Annotated in this window: 13 protein-coding genes; 4 read left to right on the forward strand and 9 right to left on the reverse strand. The window is 63.5% G+C overall.

From position 1 onward, the window contains the following. Positions 1–12 precede the first annotated feature (12 nt). Genes ACSYG9_RS06515 through ACSYG9_RS06525 form a run of 3 tightly spaced genes read left to right on the forward strand, consistent with a single transcriptional unit; the run spans position 13 to position 2,943 of the window. Positions 13–1,194, forward strand: coding sequence for an amidohydrolase family protein (locus ACSYG9_RS06515; RefSeq protein WP_454841701.1), 1,182 nt, complete (start codon positions 13–15; stop codon positions 1,192–1,194). Next, on the forward strand, positions 1,191–2,618 hold the full coding sequence (locus ACSYG9_RS06520) for a FadD3 family acyl-CoA ligase (protein WP_454841702.1): 1,428 nt from the start codon (positions 1,191–1,193) through the stop codon (positions 2,616–2,618). Before ACSYG9_RS06515 ends, ACSYG9_RS06520 begins: the two co-directional genes overlap by 4 nt. A 34-nt stretch (positions 2,619–2,652) precedes the next feature. Continuing rightward, the gene (locus tag ACSYG9_RS06525; protein WP_454841703.1) at positions 2,653–2,943 is read left to right on the forward strand and encodes a DUF3263 domain-containing protein; all 291 of its coding nucleotides are present in this window, start codon (positions 2,653–2,655) and stop codon (positions 2,941–2,943) included. 51 nt (positions 2,944–2,994) lie between these two features. Here ACSYG9_RS06525 and ACSYG9_RS06530 read toward each other — a convergent pair whose 3' ends face one another. Beyond that, entirely contained in the window at positions 2,995–3,423 is a 429-nt protein-coding gene (locus tag ACSYG9_RS06530) for a pyridoxamine 5'-phosphate oxidase family protein (RefSeq protein ID WP_454841704.1), read from the reverse strand. 188 nt (positions 3,424–3,611) lie between these two features. Beyond that, positions 3,612–4,205, reverse strand: a complete 594-nt coding sequence (locus ACSYG9_RS06535) for a TetR family transcriptional regulator (protein WP_454841706.1) — start codon at positions 4,203–4,205, stop codon at positions 3,612–3,614. A gap of 82 nt (positions 4,206–4,287) precedes the next feature. Here ACSYG9_RS06535 and ACSYG9_RS06540 point away from each other — a divergent pair, with 82 nt between their 5' ends. After that, positions 4,288–5,085: an SDR family NAD(P)-dependent oxidoreductase gene (locus ACSYG9_RS06540; RefSeq protein ID WP_454841708.1), complete on the forward strand. Its 798-nt coding sequence runs from the start codon at positions 4,288–4,290 to the stop codon at positions 5,083–5,085. Positions 5,086–5,092: 7 nt separating this feature from the next. Here ACSYG9_RS06540 and ACSYG9_RS06545 read toward each other — a convergent pair whose 3' ends face one another. The 7 genes from ACSYG9_RS06545 to ACSYG9_RS06575 form a co-directional block, all read right to left on the reverse strand. Beyond that, a complete protein-coding gene (locus ACSYG9_RS06545; protein ID WP_454842899.1) occupies positions 5,093–6,457 on the reverse strand; it encodes an MFS transporter in 1,365 nt (454 codons plus the stop codon). An 80-nt stretch (positions 6,458–6,537) separates the two neighbouring features. Continuing rightward, positions 6,538–8,091 (reverse strand): ABC transporter substrate-binding protein, encoded by a 1,554-nt coding sequence (locus tag ACSYG9_RS06550; RefSeq protein ID WP_454841710.1) that lies wholly within the window; start codon positions 8,089–8,091, stop codon positions 6,538–6,540. A 56-nt stretch (positions 8,092–8,147) separates the two neighbouring features. Further along, a complete protein-coding gene (locus ACSYG9_RS06555) occupies positions 8,148–8,879 on the reverse strand; it encodes a 3'(2'),5'-bisphosphate nucleotidase CysQ (protein WP_454841712.1) in 732 nt (243 codons plus the stop codon). Between the two features lies 1 nt (position 8,880). Continuing rightward, positions 8,881–10,803, reverse strand: coding sequence for a sulfate adenylyltransferase subunit CysN (gene cysN, locus ACSYG9_RS06560; RefSeq protein ID WP_454841714.1), 1,923 nt, complete (start codon positions 10,801–10,803; stop codon positions 8,881–8,883). Beyond that, the gene (cysD, locus tag ACSYG9_RS06565; protein WP_454842900.1) at positions 10,803–11,705 is read right to left on the reverse strand and encodes a sulfate adenylyltransferase subunit CysD; all 903 of its coding nucleotides are present in this window, start codon (positions 11,703–11,705) and stop codon (positions 10,803–10,805) included. Before cysD ends, cysN begins: the two co-directional genes overlap by 1 nt. 44 nt (positions 11,706–11,749) lie before the next feature. Further along, positions 11,750–12,673, reverse strand: coding sequence for an LLM class F420-dependent oxidoreductase (locus ACSYG9_RS06570; protein WP_454841715.1), 924 nt, complete (start codon positions 12,671–12,673; stop codon positions 11,750–11,752). A 51-nt stretch (positions 12,674–12,724) separates the two neighbouring features. Continuing rightward, positions 12,725–13,783, reverse strand: coding sequence for a hypothetical protein (locus tag ACSYG9_RS06575; RefSeq protein ID WP_454841717.1), 1,059 nt, complete (start codon positions 13,781–13,783; stop codon positions 12,725–12,727). Positions 13,784–13,838: the final 55 nt, after the last annotated feature.

A 13,838-nucleotide genomic window follows, 5' to 3' on the forward strand; every position in this document is an offset into this window, starting at 1 on the left:
AGGAGCATTCTGATGTCAGCGAAAGACCTGCCGTACCCGCTCTTCGACGCGGACAACCACCTCTACGAGACCGAAGACGCCCTGACCAAGTTCCTCCCGGAGAAGTACAAGGGCGCGATCAAGTACGTCCAGGTCGAAGGCCGGACCAAGATCGCGATCGGCAACCAGATCAGCGAGTACATCCCCAACCCCACCTTCGAGGTCGTCGCCCGGCCCGGCGCCATGGAGGACTACTTCAAGAACGGCAACCCCGAAGGCAAGAGCAAGCGGGAGATCTTCGGCAAGCCGATGAAGTCGATCCCGGCCTTCCGTGAGCCCGCCGCGCGTCTCGAGCTGATGGACGAGCTCCAGATCGAGCGCACCCTGATGTTCCCGACGCTTGCGAGCCTCGTCGAAGAGCGGATGCGCGACGATCCGGACCTGATTCACGCGGTCGTCCACTCGCTCAACCAGTGGCTGTACGAGACCTGGGGTTTCAACTACAAGGACCGCATCTTCACCGTTCCCGTCATCAGCCTGCCCATCGTCGAGAAGGCGATCGAGGAGCTGGAGTGGTGCGTCGAGCGCGGCGCGAAAGCCATCCTCGTGCGTCCCGCGCCGGTGCCCGGCTTCCGCGGTCCCCGATCGTTCGCACTCCCTGAGTTCGACCCGTTCTGGAAGCGCGTCGTCGAGCTCGACGTTCTCGTCACCCAGCACTCCTCCGACAGCGGATACGCCCGCTACAACCAGGAGTGGGACGGCACCGGGGCCGAGATGCTCCCGTTCGTCACCAATGCCTTCCGCATGGTCAGCGAGTGGCGTCCGATTCAGGACGCTGTCGCTTCCTGGGTCTGCCACGGCGCGCTCTTCCGCTTCCCCGAACTGCGTATCGCGGTCATCGAGAACGGTGCCTCCTGGCTCCCGCATGTGCTGCAGACCCTCGAAGACACCTTCAAGAAGGCACCTGAGGGCTTCGGCATGCAGGACCCGGTCGCGGCCATCAAGAAGAGCATCCACGTCAGCCCCTTCTGGGAGGAGGATTTCAGCAAGCTGACCGCTCTCATCGGCGCGGAGCGCGTGCTGTTCGGATCCGACTACCCGCATCCGGAAGGTCTGGCCGAGCCGACCACCTACATCGATCACATCCAGCATCTCCCCCTCGAGGATCAGAAGCTGGTCATGGGTGGCAACATGGCAAGGCTCCTCAAGGTATGAGTTGGCAGACCATCCCCGAGATGGTCCTGAGTTCGGGCGACCGCTTCGGCAATGCCGAAGCGGTCGTCGACGGGGACCTCCGGATCACCTTCTCCGATCTCACCGACCGGATTCGTCGCGCTGCAGGCGCTTTCGCCGACATCGGCATCCGCAAGGGCAATCGAGTAGCGATCTGGGGCCCCAACTCGGCCGAATGGGCGATCGCCGCGTTCGGCCTCCTCACCGCAGGCGGGATACTCGTCCCGATCAACACCCGGTACCGGGAGGACGAGGCCGCCGACATCATCCGCCGGAGCGGGGCGAAGGCCGTACTCGTCGAGAAGGGCTTCCTCGGCCAGGACTTCACGGTCACCGAACCCGTCCCGGTGTTCGACCTGAAATCCGATTTCCTTTCCAGCGGAGAACCGTTCGAAGTGGCCGTGCGCGGCGACGACATCGCCGACATCATGTACACCTCCGGCACCACAGGGCGCCCCAAGGGCGTCATGATGAACCACCAGCAGACCCTGCGGATGTTCTCGGAATGGTGCGATCTCGCCGATCTCCGCCGAGGCGACCGCTACATGATCGTCAATCCGTTCTTCCACATGTTCGGTTACAAGGCGGGACTGATCGCCTCGATGATCCGCGGCGCCACGGTCCTGCCGATCCCCGTACTCGATGTCGACCGGGTGCTCGAACTCGTCGAGCGCGAGAAGGTCACGATGCTGCCCGGCCCCCCGACTCTCTACCAATCGTTGCTGAACTCCCCTACCTCACATGATCTCTCGTCTCTGCGCGCCGCCGTCACCGGCTCTGCCGACATTCCCGTCGAGCTCATCCGGCGCATCAGCAAGGAATTGCCCTTCGAGACGATCATGACCGGCTACGGATTGAGTGAAGGCGGGACGGCAACCGCGTCGCGGCACGGCGACACGTTCGAACAGATTGCCACCACCGTCGGAAAACCGTGCGACGGAATCGAGGTCCGCATCGCCGACGACAGTGAAGTGCTCATCCGCGGCTACAACGTCATGCAGGGCTACCTCGACGATCCGCAGGGCACCGCCGAGGCGATCGACGACGACGGGTGGCTGCACACCGGCGACCTCGGCACACTCGACGACGAGGGCAGGCTCCGAATCGTCGGCCGCAAGAAGGACATGTTCATCGTCGGGGGATTCAACGCCTACCCCGCCGAGATCGAGGGATTCCTGCTCGAACATCCCGCGGTCGACCAGGTCGCCGTCATCGGTGTGCCCGACGACAGGCTCGGTCAGGTCGGCAAGGCATTCATCGTCTCGAGCAACCCGGTACCCGCCGACGACCTGATCGCATGGAGTCGCGATCGCATGGCGGGATTCAAGGCACCCCGTTACATCGAGTACCTCGATGCACTGCCACTGGGGGCCACCGGAAAAGTCATGAAAGATCAACTGCGGTAGGTCGAATCACCACCGCACTACAGGAGGAGGCACGATGAGGGACGAAGCTGCAATGCTGGCCTTCGCCTTGAAGTGGAGGCACTGGAACGGCGGCCCCGACGAAGACATCTTCGTCGAATTCGGCATCACGCCAACGGAGTTCTTCCACCGCCTGCGCGTGCTCCTGACACGGGACCGGTGGAATCGGCTCGACCCGGAGATCCTCGACAAACTCGTGCGGGTCTGCGACGAGCGCATCGGCGCGATCGACATCCGGTCGGTCGCCGACCGTGACCGGGCGAAGTTCATCTCCCCCCAGCACCCACTCAGCAAGCTGTCGGCCTGACGCGTCGCTCCGGTACGCCTTGCCGCGTCCGGAGCAACGCTCACCAGCCCTTCACCTACGCATCTTGCTGAAATCCCAGCTCACGATCTTCGTCGGCTCGAGCTTGCACCACGCGTGCCGTCCGTCGTACGAAAAGCCTCGCCCGCTCGCATACTTTTCTGCGAAAAGCCTTTCGGGCTCGGTCAGTTCGTCGACATCGTCGCCGCGCCGTGGTACTTCGCCGACGATCGTTGCGCGCCCCCGCAATTCCACACCTCGAAGGCTCATGAAGTCGGCACCTCCGTCGTCGACGATCACGGCCAGCCGTGCGTCGCGATCGATGTCCGTCCAGCGCTGGCTACGAACCAGAGAGTTGAGCCACAACGCCTTTCCGTCCCAGACGTACCACAGCGCGCTCAAGTGCGGGCCGGTCGAGCCGAGTGTCGCAACCCGGCATACCGGCTGATTCTGCAGGAACTCGTCGCGCTCGTCGTCGGTCATCGCGATTGCGGTACCGCGCCGTTGTTCTCCCATATCGGTCTCCAATACTGCTCGGCCCGTGTCATGTTCGGTCGCCGAGTGTCGTGTGCGTCGCTGTCGCTCGTCGATGACCCATCATCGTGTCGCGCCAGCAGCAACCAGAGCGGTCGCGCATTTCGATCATAGGGGCAGACGACGGTTCGTCTCCATCAACGATCGAGTTCCACCGAGCCGACCTCGGCTACGAGCTCGAAGGCGCGGCCGAGCGCGGCGCCGAAATCCGCACGCTCGTCGGAACTCCAGATACTCCATGCCAGATCGATCGCCGCCATCGAGGCGTGCGCGGCGGCGTACGCGGCAATCGGATCCGCTACGCGTTCGAGCAGAGCCTCCTCCAGATCTGCTCGCTGCTCCGACCTCTCCGATGCCAGGCGAGCCCTCAGCGCCGGCGACTCGGAGATCATCTTCAGCCGCGCACGAAGCAGTTCCGGGGTCGCTCGGGCTGCATCGATGGTCGGCTGCATGGCCGCCCGGACAACTTCGACCACACGCGTGCCGAGCACCGGTTCGGCACGGCGCACCTGGTCGCCGATCGAGAGCCGTCCGATCCGGACTGCATCGACGACCGCGGCTTCCTTCGAGGTGAAGTACCGGAAGAACGTTGCCCGGGAGATCCCGATTGCACGAGCGATGTCATCGACTGTCACAGCATCGAAGCCGTATTCGGCGCAATAGGTTGCCGCAGCATCCGCCAGTTCGGCGGTGAGAATCTCTCGACCTCGATCGCGGATGTCGTGACCCATGGAGATGAAGCGTACGGGATGATACTTTGACTTAAGTATGAGACTCAGTCTCACCCCAACTGCAAAAGAAAGAGACGACACCATGACCGAACGGAATCTGGCGTTTCTCGACGGCGCACTCACAGGCAAATCGGCCGTCGTGACGGGCGCTGGTCAAGGACTCGGACGCGACATTGCGATCGCACTGACGCAGGCCGGAGCGCGTGTCGCAGTCGTCGACATCAACCCGGACACCGCGGATGCCGTGAGCCGAGAACTCGGCAGCTACGGCACTCCGGGTCTTGCGATCACGTGCGACGTGTCGCAGCGAGACCAGGTCGACGCCAGTGTTGCAACCGTCGTATCCGAATTCGGCGGCATCGACATCCTCGTCAACAACGCCCAGGATGTCCGCAACACCCAGATGCCTTTCGTCGACACCGACGAGGACCATCTCATGGTGCATCTGCGCAGCGGACTCCTCGGCACGTACTACTACCTTCAGGCCTGCTATCCACATCTCGTGGACCGCACCGGCAACGTCGTCAACATCGGCTCCGGCGCCGGTGTCGGTGGGCTGAAGGACCATTTCTCCTATGCTGCAACGAAGGAAGCGATCCGCGCGACGACCCGTGTGGTGGCTCGCGAATGGGGCCCCGCCGGGATCCGGGTGAACACGATCTGTCCCGCCGCCTACGACACCCCCGCGATGAAGGCCTACCTGGCGAAAGCGGGGGAAGAAACGCAGGCGTGGATGCGCTCCCAGATTCCGCTGGGTCGTTTCGGTGGCGGCGACGAGGTCGCCTCCGTCGCCGTGTTCCTCGCAAGTGATGCTGCCAGTTACATGACCGGACACACCCTGATGGTCGACGGTGGGTCGAACATGGATGCCGGTCGCTGAACCCTGTTCAGCCCGTGGCCCGCTCCGGCACATGCGATTCGTGTGCCGGACCGGAGCCCGGCTTCGGAACACGAATGAGCATGGTCGTGGCAGCAGCGACCAGAGCGGTCACGCCGCCGATCATGAGACCGGTGACGAATCCCGCCTCGCTGGGAACCACGCTGCCTGCGAACTCGACGCTCATCCGTCCGAGAACCATGCCGCTCACGGCGGCCGAGGTCGAGCTACCCACCGATCGCAAGAGCGTGTTGACGCTGTTCGCCGACGCTCCCTCGGACTGCGGTACCGAACTCAGGATCAACGTGGGAACGGCACCGTAGGCAAGACCGAGTCCCGCGGCGACACTGCAGCTGACGAACATCAGCCCCCACGTCGAGCCCATCAGCAATGGAGAGGAACCGAACCCCGTTGCCATACAAAGACATCCCGTGAGCAGCGTGACCCTGGGACCACGGGTAGCGGTCAGGCGGGCACTGAGCGGGGCAACGGCCATCATCGCCATTCCGGCCGGCGCGCACCACAAACCCATCATCACCATCGACTGTCCCAGACCGTAGCCCGTGGCTTCCGGTAGCTGCCGCAGTTGTGGGACGAGCAACGACTGGAAGTACGCCGAGAATCCGATCAGGATCGTCACCGCGTTGGTGACCAGCACTCGCTTCCCCATGGAGACCCGCAGATCGATCAGCGGGGCGTCGGTCCGCAGCTCCCACAGACCCCAGATCAGAAGGACTACTATCGCGCCCGCGAGTAAGGCGAGTGTCGTCGGACTCACCCACCCCCAGTCGGCGCCCTTCGACACGGCCAGGAGCAGGCACACCAGGCCAAGAGCAACACCGAATGCACCGACCGCATCGAAACGCTTCCCGGCGCCGTAAGCAGGTGTGGACGGTACGACCCACGCGATGAGCACCGCGGTCAACACACTGAGCGCGGCAACCCCCCAGAACAGGAACCGCCAGCTCGTCGTTTGCGCCACCACCGCGGCGAGAGGCAACCCGAGTGTTCCCCCGATTCCCAACGACGCACTCATCACTGCGATCGACGATCCCAGCTTTTCCGGCGGCACCAGCGTGCGCAGCGCACTGATCCCCACCGGAACCATGCCGAAGCCCGCGCCCTGCAGAGCCCGCCCGACGAGCATCGGCACCAAGGACGACGACAGCGCGCACAGGACCGATCCGATGATCAACGGGATCGTGCACAGCAGCAGTATCCGGCGAGCCCCGTACATGTCCCCCAGCCGGCCGGTCACCGGTGTGGCCACAGCACCCGACAGCAAGGTCACCGTCACCACCCACGACGAGTTGGCGACGCTGGTTCCGAGGATCGTGGGGAGCTCACCGAGGAGCGGGATCACCAGCGTCGACATCAAAGTGGTGACGATGCCGCCGAATACCAGCACCCCGACGACACGACCGGAACTGCTGGGGCGGTTCGAGTTCGGCGCTCTCACTCGCCCAGCCAGAGTTCTTCGGGAAGCGGTGAACCCCAGGCGTACAACGTGATTCCGTGTAGTGGCTCACGCCAGATGGTCGACGGCGCGGACCGGATGGTCCACACGGCGGGATTCAGGGCCACGAGTCGCTCCTGGACTGTGGCGTATGCCTGTACGCGCTCCTCCATCGATGCGCTGGTACGGCCGACATCGAGAGCGTCGTTCAGGTCCTCGTCGTCGATCCCCGTGACGTTGCCCGGTGACTCGCCGTGGAAGGCGGTCCAGAGAGCGTAGTCCGGATCCTGAATGACGGCGGTCGAGATCATCGCATCGAAATCCCGCGCCCCTGCTCGCGCGGTCGCCGCCGGGTAGTCTGCAATCTCGACGTCCACCTCGACGTTCTCGAAGGTATTCAGCTGCGCCTGCAGGCCCTCCCCGAGTCCGCGGCTCTCGGGCGTGGGATACGACAGGAAGGTGAACTTCACGGGCTTGCCCTCGGCCGCGAGCTCGTCGAACAGCTTCTGAGCGGACTCCGTATCCCGTACAGGGAATGCGATGTCGCGGTGATACGGCGACGACTCCGGGAAGAGAGAGCTCTGGGTCTCTGCAGTCCCCTCATAGACGGCCGCGTTGATCGCCTCGGCATCGACGGCCAGCGCAACGGCGCGGCGCGCTCGCTCGTCGTCGAACGGTGCCCTCCGAAGATTCAGGGCGATGAACTGGCCGCCTCCGGTGGCCACGGATTCGGTTATGAGCCCTGCCTCTTCGGCCCTCGACAGGATCTTCCAGCTGGCCTCGGTGGAAAGATCCGCCGCGCCGGTCGAGAGCGCGTTGAAGCGCTGGTTGGTGTCGGTCGGCGTTCGGATGCTCAGACCATCGAGGTACGGCTTCGGAGCGTCCCAGTAGTCGGGGTTCTTCTCGAGTTCGATCGTGTGCTGCCGGGTCCATTCCGCCAGGGTGAACGGGCCGGCGCCAACCGGGTTCTCGTCGAATGCCTCCCGGCCCTCGGCCAGAGCGGTCGGCGACGCGATCCAATTCATCGACGTGTTGACGATGCCCTGCACGAGGTTCTCGTTGGGTTCGGGCAGCGTGACCTTCAACGTTCGGTCATCGATCACTTCGGTTGCGGTGATCTGGGCCGCCTGACGGATGGCGGTCGAGGCCAGATCCGGGTCGCGCAGCCGATCCCAATTGACCTTCACGGCTGCGGCATCGAGCGGTGTTCCGTCGGTGAAGGTCACGTCGGGCCGCAGTGTCAGCGTGAATGTTCGTCCCTCGTCGCTCCCGACGAAGTCCGTAGCGATCTTGTACCCGACCTCGAGTGTCTCGGGGTCGAGGGTCATCAGCGTTCCGTACAGGGCGTTCCCGATGACCGGATGATGCGACCAACTGTTGGAGAGGGCCGCCGGGTCGAGGGAACGCGGTTCGGCAGGCTGCAGGATGTTCGCTGTGCCTCCGGGAACCGGCGTATCCCCCTCACCCACGGACCGGTTGTCGCCGTCGCCATCGCCGGCGGCGGCTGCACCGCACGCCGACAACATGAGGGCGGCGATACATGCCGCAACCACCACCCCGACAGACCGACCGAATCGCGGACGCGTCTGCCTGTTCGGACACCTCCGAATCATCTGCGACTCGATTCGACACTCCCGGAGAGTGATTCGAGTACCGCATCTGTGAGTTCCGGGCGACAGATCACCAGGTCCGGCAGGTACGGGTCGGGCATGTTGTAGCGCAGTCGAGACCCATCGATCCGCGACGTGTGGAGGCCTGCGCTCTCCGCCACGGCAACCGGTGCGCAGGAATCCCATTCGTACTGACCCCCGGAGTGGACGTAGACGTCGGCCTCACCCCGCACCACCGCCATGGCCTTGGCGCCGGCCGACCCCATCGGAATCGTGGTGGCGCCGAGTAGCTCGACAACTCGATCGACGGCCATCGGGGGCCGCGACCTGGACACCACCAACCGAGGCGGACCCGAGTGCGCCACGGGCACCACGGGTGGTGTTCCCGTGTGGAGGACGATATCCATTCCGGGGAGCGCCACCGCACCGATCGCGGCGACACCGTCGATCGCGAGCGCCACGTGGACGGCCCAGTCGGTCCTCGGCGGCTCGCCGTATTCCCGCGTGCCGTCGAGGGGGTCGACGATCCAGACCCGATCGCGACCGAGGCGGACCTTGTCGTCGGCCGCTTCCTCCGACAACACCGCGTCCCGAGGACGTTCTTCCGCGAGCCGGCGCAACAACAGTTGGTTCGCCATTGCGTCGCCGGCATCACCTCCCTGGGAGCGAATCTCGAGCAGCAGCGCACCTGCTTCCGCGGCCAACGCCGCCGCAAGCTCGTGGTCGTTCATCTCATGCCCCCGTTCCTGGTTGCAGGATTCCCGCTTCACGGAGATGGAGGATCACGAGATCGGCTGCGGCTTCCGGTGTGACGCCACCACTTGCGTCGAGATGGACATCCGGAGATTCGGGAGCTTCGTACGGTGAGTCCACACCGGTGAAGTTGACCAGATCGCCGCGCCGGGCTTTTGCATACAGACCCTTCCGGTCGCGGGACTCCGCTACCGACAGCGGAGCGTCGACGAAGACCTCGACGAACTCGGATTCACCGGCAAGTTCCCGCGCCATCTGCCGTTCGGCCTTGAACGGTGAGATGAACGATGCGAGCACGATCAATCCCGAATCGACCATCAACCGGGCGACCTCCGCGACCCGCCTTACGTTCTCGACGCGATCGGCAGCGGTGAAGCCGAGGTCCTTGTTCAGCCCATGGCGTACATTGTCGCCGTCGAGAAGGTACGTGTGAAAACCCTGGTCGAACAGACGCTTCTCGACGAGGTTCGCGACGGTCGACTTGCCCGCACCGGAGAGTCCGGTGAACCACACGAGCGCTGCCTTCTGCCCCTTGGCACGCGCGCGAACGTTCCTCGTCACGTCGACCGCCTGCCAGTGGACGTTGTCGGCCCGGCGCAGTGCGAAATGCAGCATTCCCGCGGCCACCGTCGCGTTGGTGAACCGATCGATGAGGATGAACCCACCCATCTCCCGGTTCTCGCCGTACGGGTCGAAGGGAATCGGCTTGTCGAGGTTGAGATTGCACACACCGATCTCGTTCATGGTGAGTGTCTTCGCAGCGAGGCGTTCGAGAGTGTTGACGTTCACCGTGTACTTCGGCTGGGCGACACTGACACCGACAGTGCGCGTACCGATCTTCATCAGGTACGAGCGGCCGGGCAGCATCGCGTCCTCGCCCATCCAGACCACATGACTTTCGAACTGGTCCGACACCGACGCCGGGGCCGAGGCCGCCACGATGACATCACCACGGCTGACATCGACTTCGTCGGTGAGGGTGACCGTGACCGACTGGCCTGCAACGGCAAGACCGATATCACCGTCTGCGGTGTGCACCTGTTTGATTCGAGTCTCTCGACCCGACGGAAGGATGCGCACACTGTCGCCGGCGCTCACCGTGCCGCCCACGATCCGGCCGGAGAACCCCCGGAAGTCGAGATTCGGCCGGTTCACCCACTGCACCGGAAGCCGGAACGGAGATGCCCGGACTTCGTCGGCGATCTCAACGGACTCGAGATACTCGATCAGAGTAGGGCCTTTGTACCACTGCGTATTCGGACTCTGCTCGATGATGTTGTCGCCGCGTAGCGCCGAGATCGGAATGCACACGGGGTCGGCGAGACCGAGTTCCTTCGCGAACACCCGGTATTCGGATTCGAGACGCTCGAACACGTCTTGCGAGTAGTCGACCAGGTCAAGCTTGTTGACCGCGAGAACCACCCGGTCGATTCCGAGCAGCGTCACGAGATACGAGTGCCGTCTGGTCTGCGTCGAGATCCCGTGTCGGGCATCGAGCAGGATCACCGCGACGTCCGCAGTCGACGCTCCGGTCACCATGTTCCGGGTGTACTGCTCGTGCCCCGGGGTATCGGCGACGATGAACTTCCGCTTCTCCGTGGAGAAGAATCGATACGCCACATCGATCGTGATGCCCTGCTCGCGTTCCGCGGTGAGGCCGTCGACGAGCAGCGCGAAGTCCAGCTCGTCGCCCTGTGTCCCGACCCTCTTGGAGTCCGCTTCGAGCGCATCCAACTGATCCGAGAACACCAGTTTCGAATCGTAGAGAAGCCTGCCGATCAGCGTGCTCTTGCCGTCGTCGACGCTTCCACAGGTGATGAAACGCAACATCGACTTGTTCTCGTGGACTTCGAGATAGTCCTCGATACCGGATTCGAGGAGATCGCTCGTTGAATGTGCCATCAGAAATAGCCTTCCTGCTTCTTCCGCTCCATCGACCCGCTCGAGTCGCGGTCGATCACCCGTCCCTGCCGTTCAGAGCTTGTCGTCAGGAGCATCTCCTGGATGATCTCGGTGAGCGTGGACGCCTCACTCTCGACTGCTCCGGTCAGCGGATAGCAACCGAGAGTCCGGAAGCGTACGTTTTTCTTCTCCGCCACCTCACCCGGTTCGAGCGGGAATCGATCGTCGTCGACCATGATCAGGACACCATCGCGTTCGACCACCGGTTGCGGGCTCGAGAAGTACAGCGGCACGATCGGGATCCGCTCCCGCCGGATGTACTGCCAGATATCCAGCTCGGTCCAGTTGGACAGTGGGAAGACGCGCACACTCTCGCCCGGGGCCTTCCTCGTGTTGTAGAGACTCCACAGCTCCGGACGTTGCTGCTTCGGATCCCAGCGGTGCTTCGCGCTACGGATCGAGAACACCCGCTCCTTCGCTCGCGACGCCTCTTCATCGCGTCGCGCACCGCCGAACGCCAGATCGAAACCGTGGAGGTCGAGCGCCTGCTTGAGGCCCTCCGTCTTCCACATATCGGTGTGGGTGGCCGAGCCGTGCTCGAAGGGATTGACGCCGAGCCGAACACATTCGGGGTTCTGGTAGACGATCAATTCGGCACCCATGCGTTCGGCTATCGTGTCGCGGAACTCGTACATGGCCCGGAACTTCCACGTCGTGTCGACGTGCAGCAATGGAAACGGCAACTTCGACGGATGAAACGCCTTCATCGCGAGATGCAGCATGACCGAGCTGTCCTTACCGACCGAGTAGAGCATCACCGGATTTTCGCTCTCCGACACTGCCTCCCGGAAGATCTGGATACTTTCCGCTTCCAACCTCTCGAGATGTGTGAGTGGCTTCATATCGTTCATGTCTCCCTACAACCGTGTACGACTGAATGCGCGGCTCAGAGCCGGGCTATTACTTCCGCGCCGATACGCTCAGCGGTGTCACACCATTCGGCGTGAGTGCGTCCGGCAAAATTGACGCCGAGACCCGAAACCCCGAGCTCTCGGTATCGACCGATGCGGTCGATCCACATCTCCGGCGCCCATGGCTCGGTGGGCTTGATGATGCCGCCGAGTACAACATCGGGCGGCGTTGCACGCCCGACTTTTTCACAATGCGCACGCATGTAGACGATGGACTCGCGCAAGTCGTCTTCTCCTGCGATCCCTGCGGTGCGGGTCCTGGCCAGGTCGGCACCCGACACCGAGGTGAGAAACGGGTTCCATCCGTCTCCGCGCTCCACCGCTCGCCGGATCGCCTTCTTCGAGTTGCCTCCAACGAGAATCGGCGGGCGCGGTTGTTGCACCGGGCCCGGAAGGATCCGATTCCCGTAGGCGGTGTACCCCTCCCCCTCGAAGGTGAATTCGCTACCGGACAACGCCGCGGTCATCGCGTCGAGGTATTCGTCAGTGAGTTCGTTGCGTCGATCGAAGTCGACCCCGAGCGCCCGATATTCACCCTTCAGATAGCCGGTTCCGACACTGAGTGTGACGCGGCCACCGGTGACCCGGTCCAGCGACGCGACCGCACGCGCAACCAGGAACGGATTACGGTAGGGCAGCACGAGAATTCCCGTCTGCAACCTCAGTGTCGTCGTCACCGCCCCGAGGAGAGACAACATCACGAACGGGTCCTGGGCGTGATGCCCGCCGGAATCGAGCCATCGCCCGGTGGGGCACGGGTGGTCGGTGACCAAGCCGGCATTGAACCCTGCCCGCTCCAGGGCTCGCCCCACGTCTTGGACCGCATCGACGGTCATGAATTCATCGACTGCGTCGACGTTGTCGAACGGCAGCGGGGCATTGATCTTGATATCCGACATGTTCGGTGCAACCGTCGCTTTCTCGGGTTCGGGGTCTTCAGATGTTCCCGGCTACGGGCGTTCGATCTTTTCGATGGGATTCGAACGTTCCATCATCCCGTAGACCTCTTCACCGTCCCACCGGTAACGCACGCCGGATTGGTGCACCACGGGAAAGTTGGTCTGCAGTACCTGCGCGGAATAGGTCTTGTCCTTGTGGTGGACGTCGTGGAGTCCGAAGGCCGTCACTCCTTCGATCTCGATCGTTTCGTCATCCGTCTCGAGGACCAGCGATGCATCGTCACCGGACGGCTCGAGCTTGGTGAGCCACGGCGCCTTCACCACGCGCGCAGGAATCAGATCACCATCACCGCGGAAGATGAACCCTTCGTTGAACGACGGCTGCCCGTCGTCTCGTGGGGGAAATGCGAGGTATCCGAATGCTTTTCCGCTCGGGAACACCGCTGACTGCCAGCAATGCCCCCAGAACTCGGTCAGCCTTCTCACACCCTGACGGCGAATACGAAGGCCGCTACCCGAGAACGTCTGCTCCTCGCCGCCATCGACGGCGATGTACCCGGTGGCCCGGTACAGCTGTTCGTAGCGTGGACCGCCGATGAGATCGCCCGCCGCTGTCGTCTTCAGCTGGTCTCCTGCTTCCTTGCGCATCGCACCCTGAACCCATGGCGGAACCGCCATCTTCGCCTCGACGCCGAAGCGGATATCGACCAGAGGGCCGTCGACATTTCCGTCGATGAGGTCGGCGGATGTCGAGGCCACGGCCTTTCCCTCGTACGTCATCTTCCAGGTGTCGAATTCGGAGATCGACTCGAACCGCAGTCCACCGGCACCGAGTACCCTCGGAAGGCCGTCGTGTCCGGCGACGGGATGAGAAGGTGTGGTTTCGCGGAGTCGGTACGTTCGCCCGTCCGGGAACGCAACATTGATCTGAATATCGTGGCTGTCCCAGTTCGCAGCGGTGGCCTCGATACCCATGCGGGGCAACCCCACGGTACCGCGATCGTCGAAAGTCCAGAAGCTCACCGAGTCCCGCATGTCCGGGTCCTCGGGGCGTTCGTCGAATACGAGTTCTCGCGACGGATCGATTCCACCGGTCAGGTCTACAGACATCTCACACCTTTCGTATTGGCCGCGCGTGCTCCACGCGCGTGGATTGACATGGCCG

It is taken from the genome of Rhodococcus sp. SJ-2, assembly GCF_053750035.1.

What these genes read in the sequence shown, in the direction of transcription:
- ACSYG9_RS06530 (WP_454841704.1), bottom strand. Translation starts at nt 3,423, where the DNA reads ATGACCGACGACGAGCGCGACGAGTTCCTGCAGAATCAGCCGGTATGC.
- cysD (WP_454842900.1), bottom strand. Translation starts at nt 11,705, where the DNA reads ATGAAGCCACTCACACATCTCGAGAGGTTGGAAGCGGAAAGTATCCAG.
- ACSYG9_RS06540 (WP_454841708.1), top strand. Translation starts at nt 4,288, where the DNA reads ATGACCGAACGGAATCTGGCGTTTCTCGACGGCGCACTCACAGGCAAA.
- ACSYG9_RS06575 (WP_454841717.1), bottom strand. Translation starts at nt 13,783, where the DNA reads ATGTCTGTAGACCTGACCGGTGGAATCGATCCGTCGCGAGAACTCGTA.
- ACSYG9_RS06570 (WP_454841715.1), bottom strand. Translation starts at nt 12,673, where the DNA reads ATGTCGGATATCAAGATCAATGCCCCGCTGCCGTTCGACAACGTCGAC.
- ACSYG9_RS06555 (WP_454841712.1), bottom strand. Translation starts at nt 8,879, where the DNA reads ATGAACGACCACGAGCTTGCGGCGGCGTTGGCCGCGGAAGCAGGTGCG.
- cysN (WP_454841714.1), bottom strand. Translation starts at nt 10,803, where the DNA reads ATGGCACATTCAACGAGCGATCTCCTCGAATCCGGTATCGAGGACTAT.
- ACSYG9_RS06515 (WP_454841701.1), top strand. Translation starts at nt 13, where the DNA reads ATGTCAGCGAAAGACCTGCCGTACCCGCTCTTCGACGCGGACAACCAC.
- ACSYG9_RS06535 (WP_454841706.1), bottom strand. Translation starts at nt 4,205, where the DNA reads ATGGGTCACGACATCCGCGATCGAGGTCGAGAGATTCTCACCGCCGAA.
- ACSYG9_RS06545 (WP_454842899.1), bottom strand. Translation starts at nt 6,457, where the DNA reads ATGTCGACGCTGGTGATCCCGCTCCTCGGTGAGCTCCCCACGATCCTC.
- ACSYG9_RS06525 (WP_454841703.1), top strand. Translation starts at nt 2,653, where the DNA reads ATGAGGGACGAAGCTGCAATGCTGGCCTTCGCCTTGAAGTGGAGGCAC.
- ACSYG9_RS06520 (WP_454841702.1), top strand. Translation starts at nt 1,191, where the DNA reads ATGAGTTGGCAGACCATCCCCGAGATGGTCCTGAGTTCGGGCGACCGC.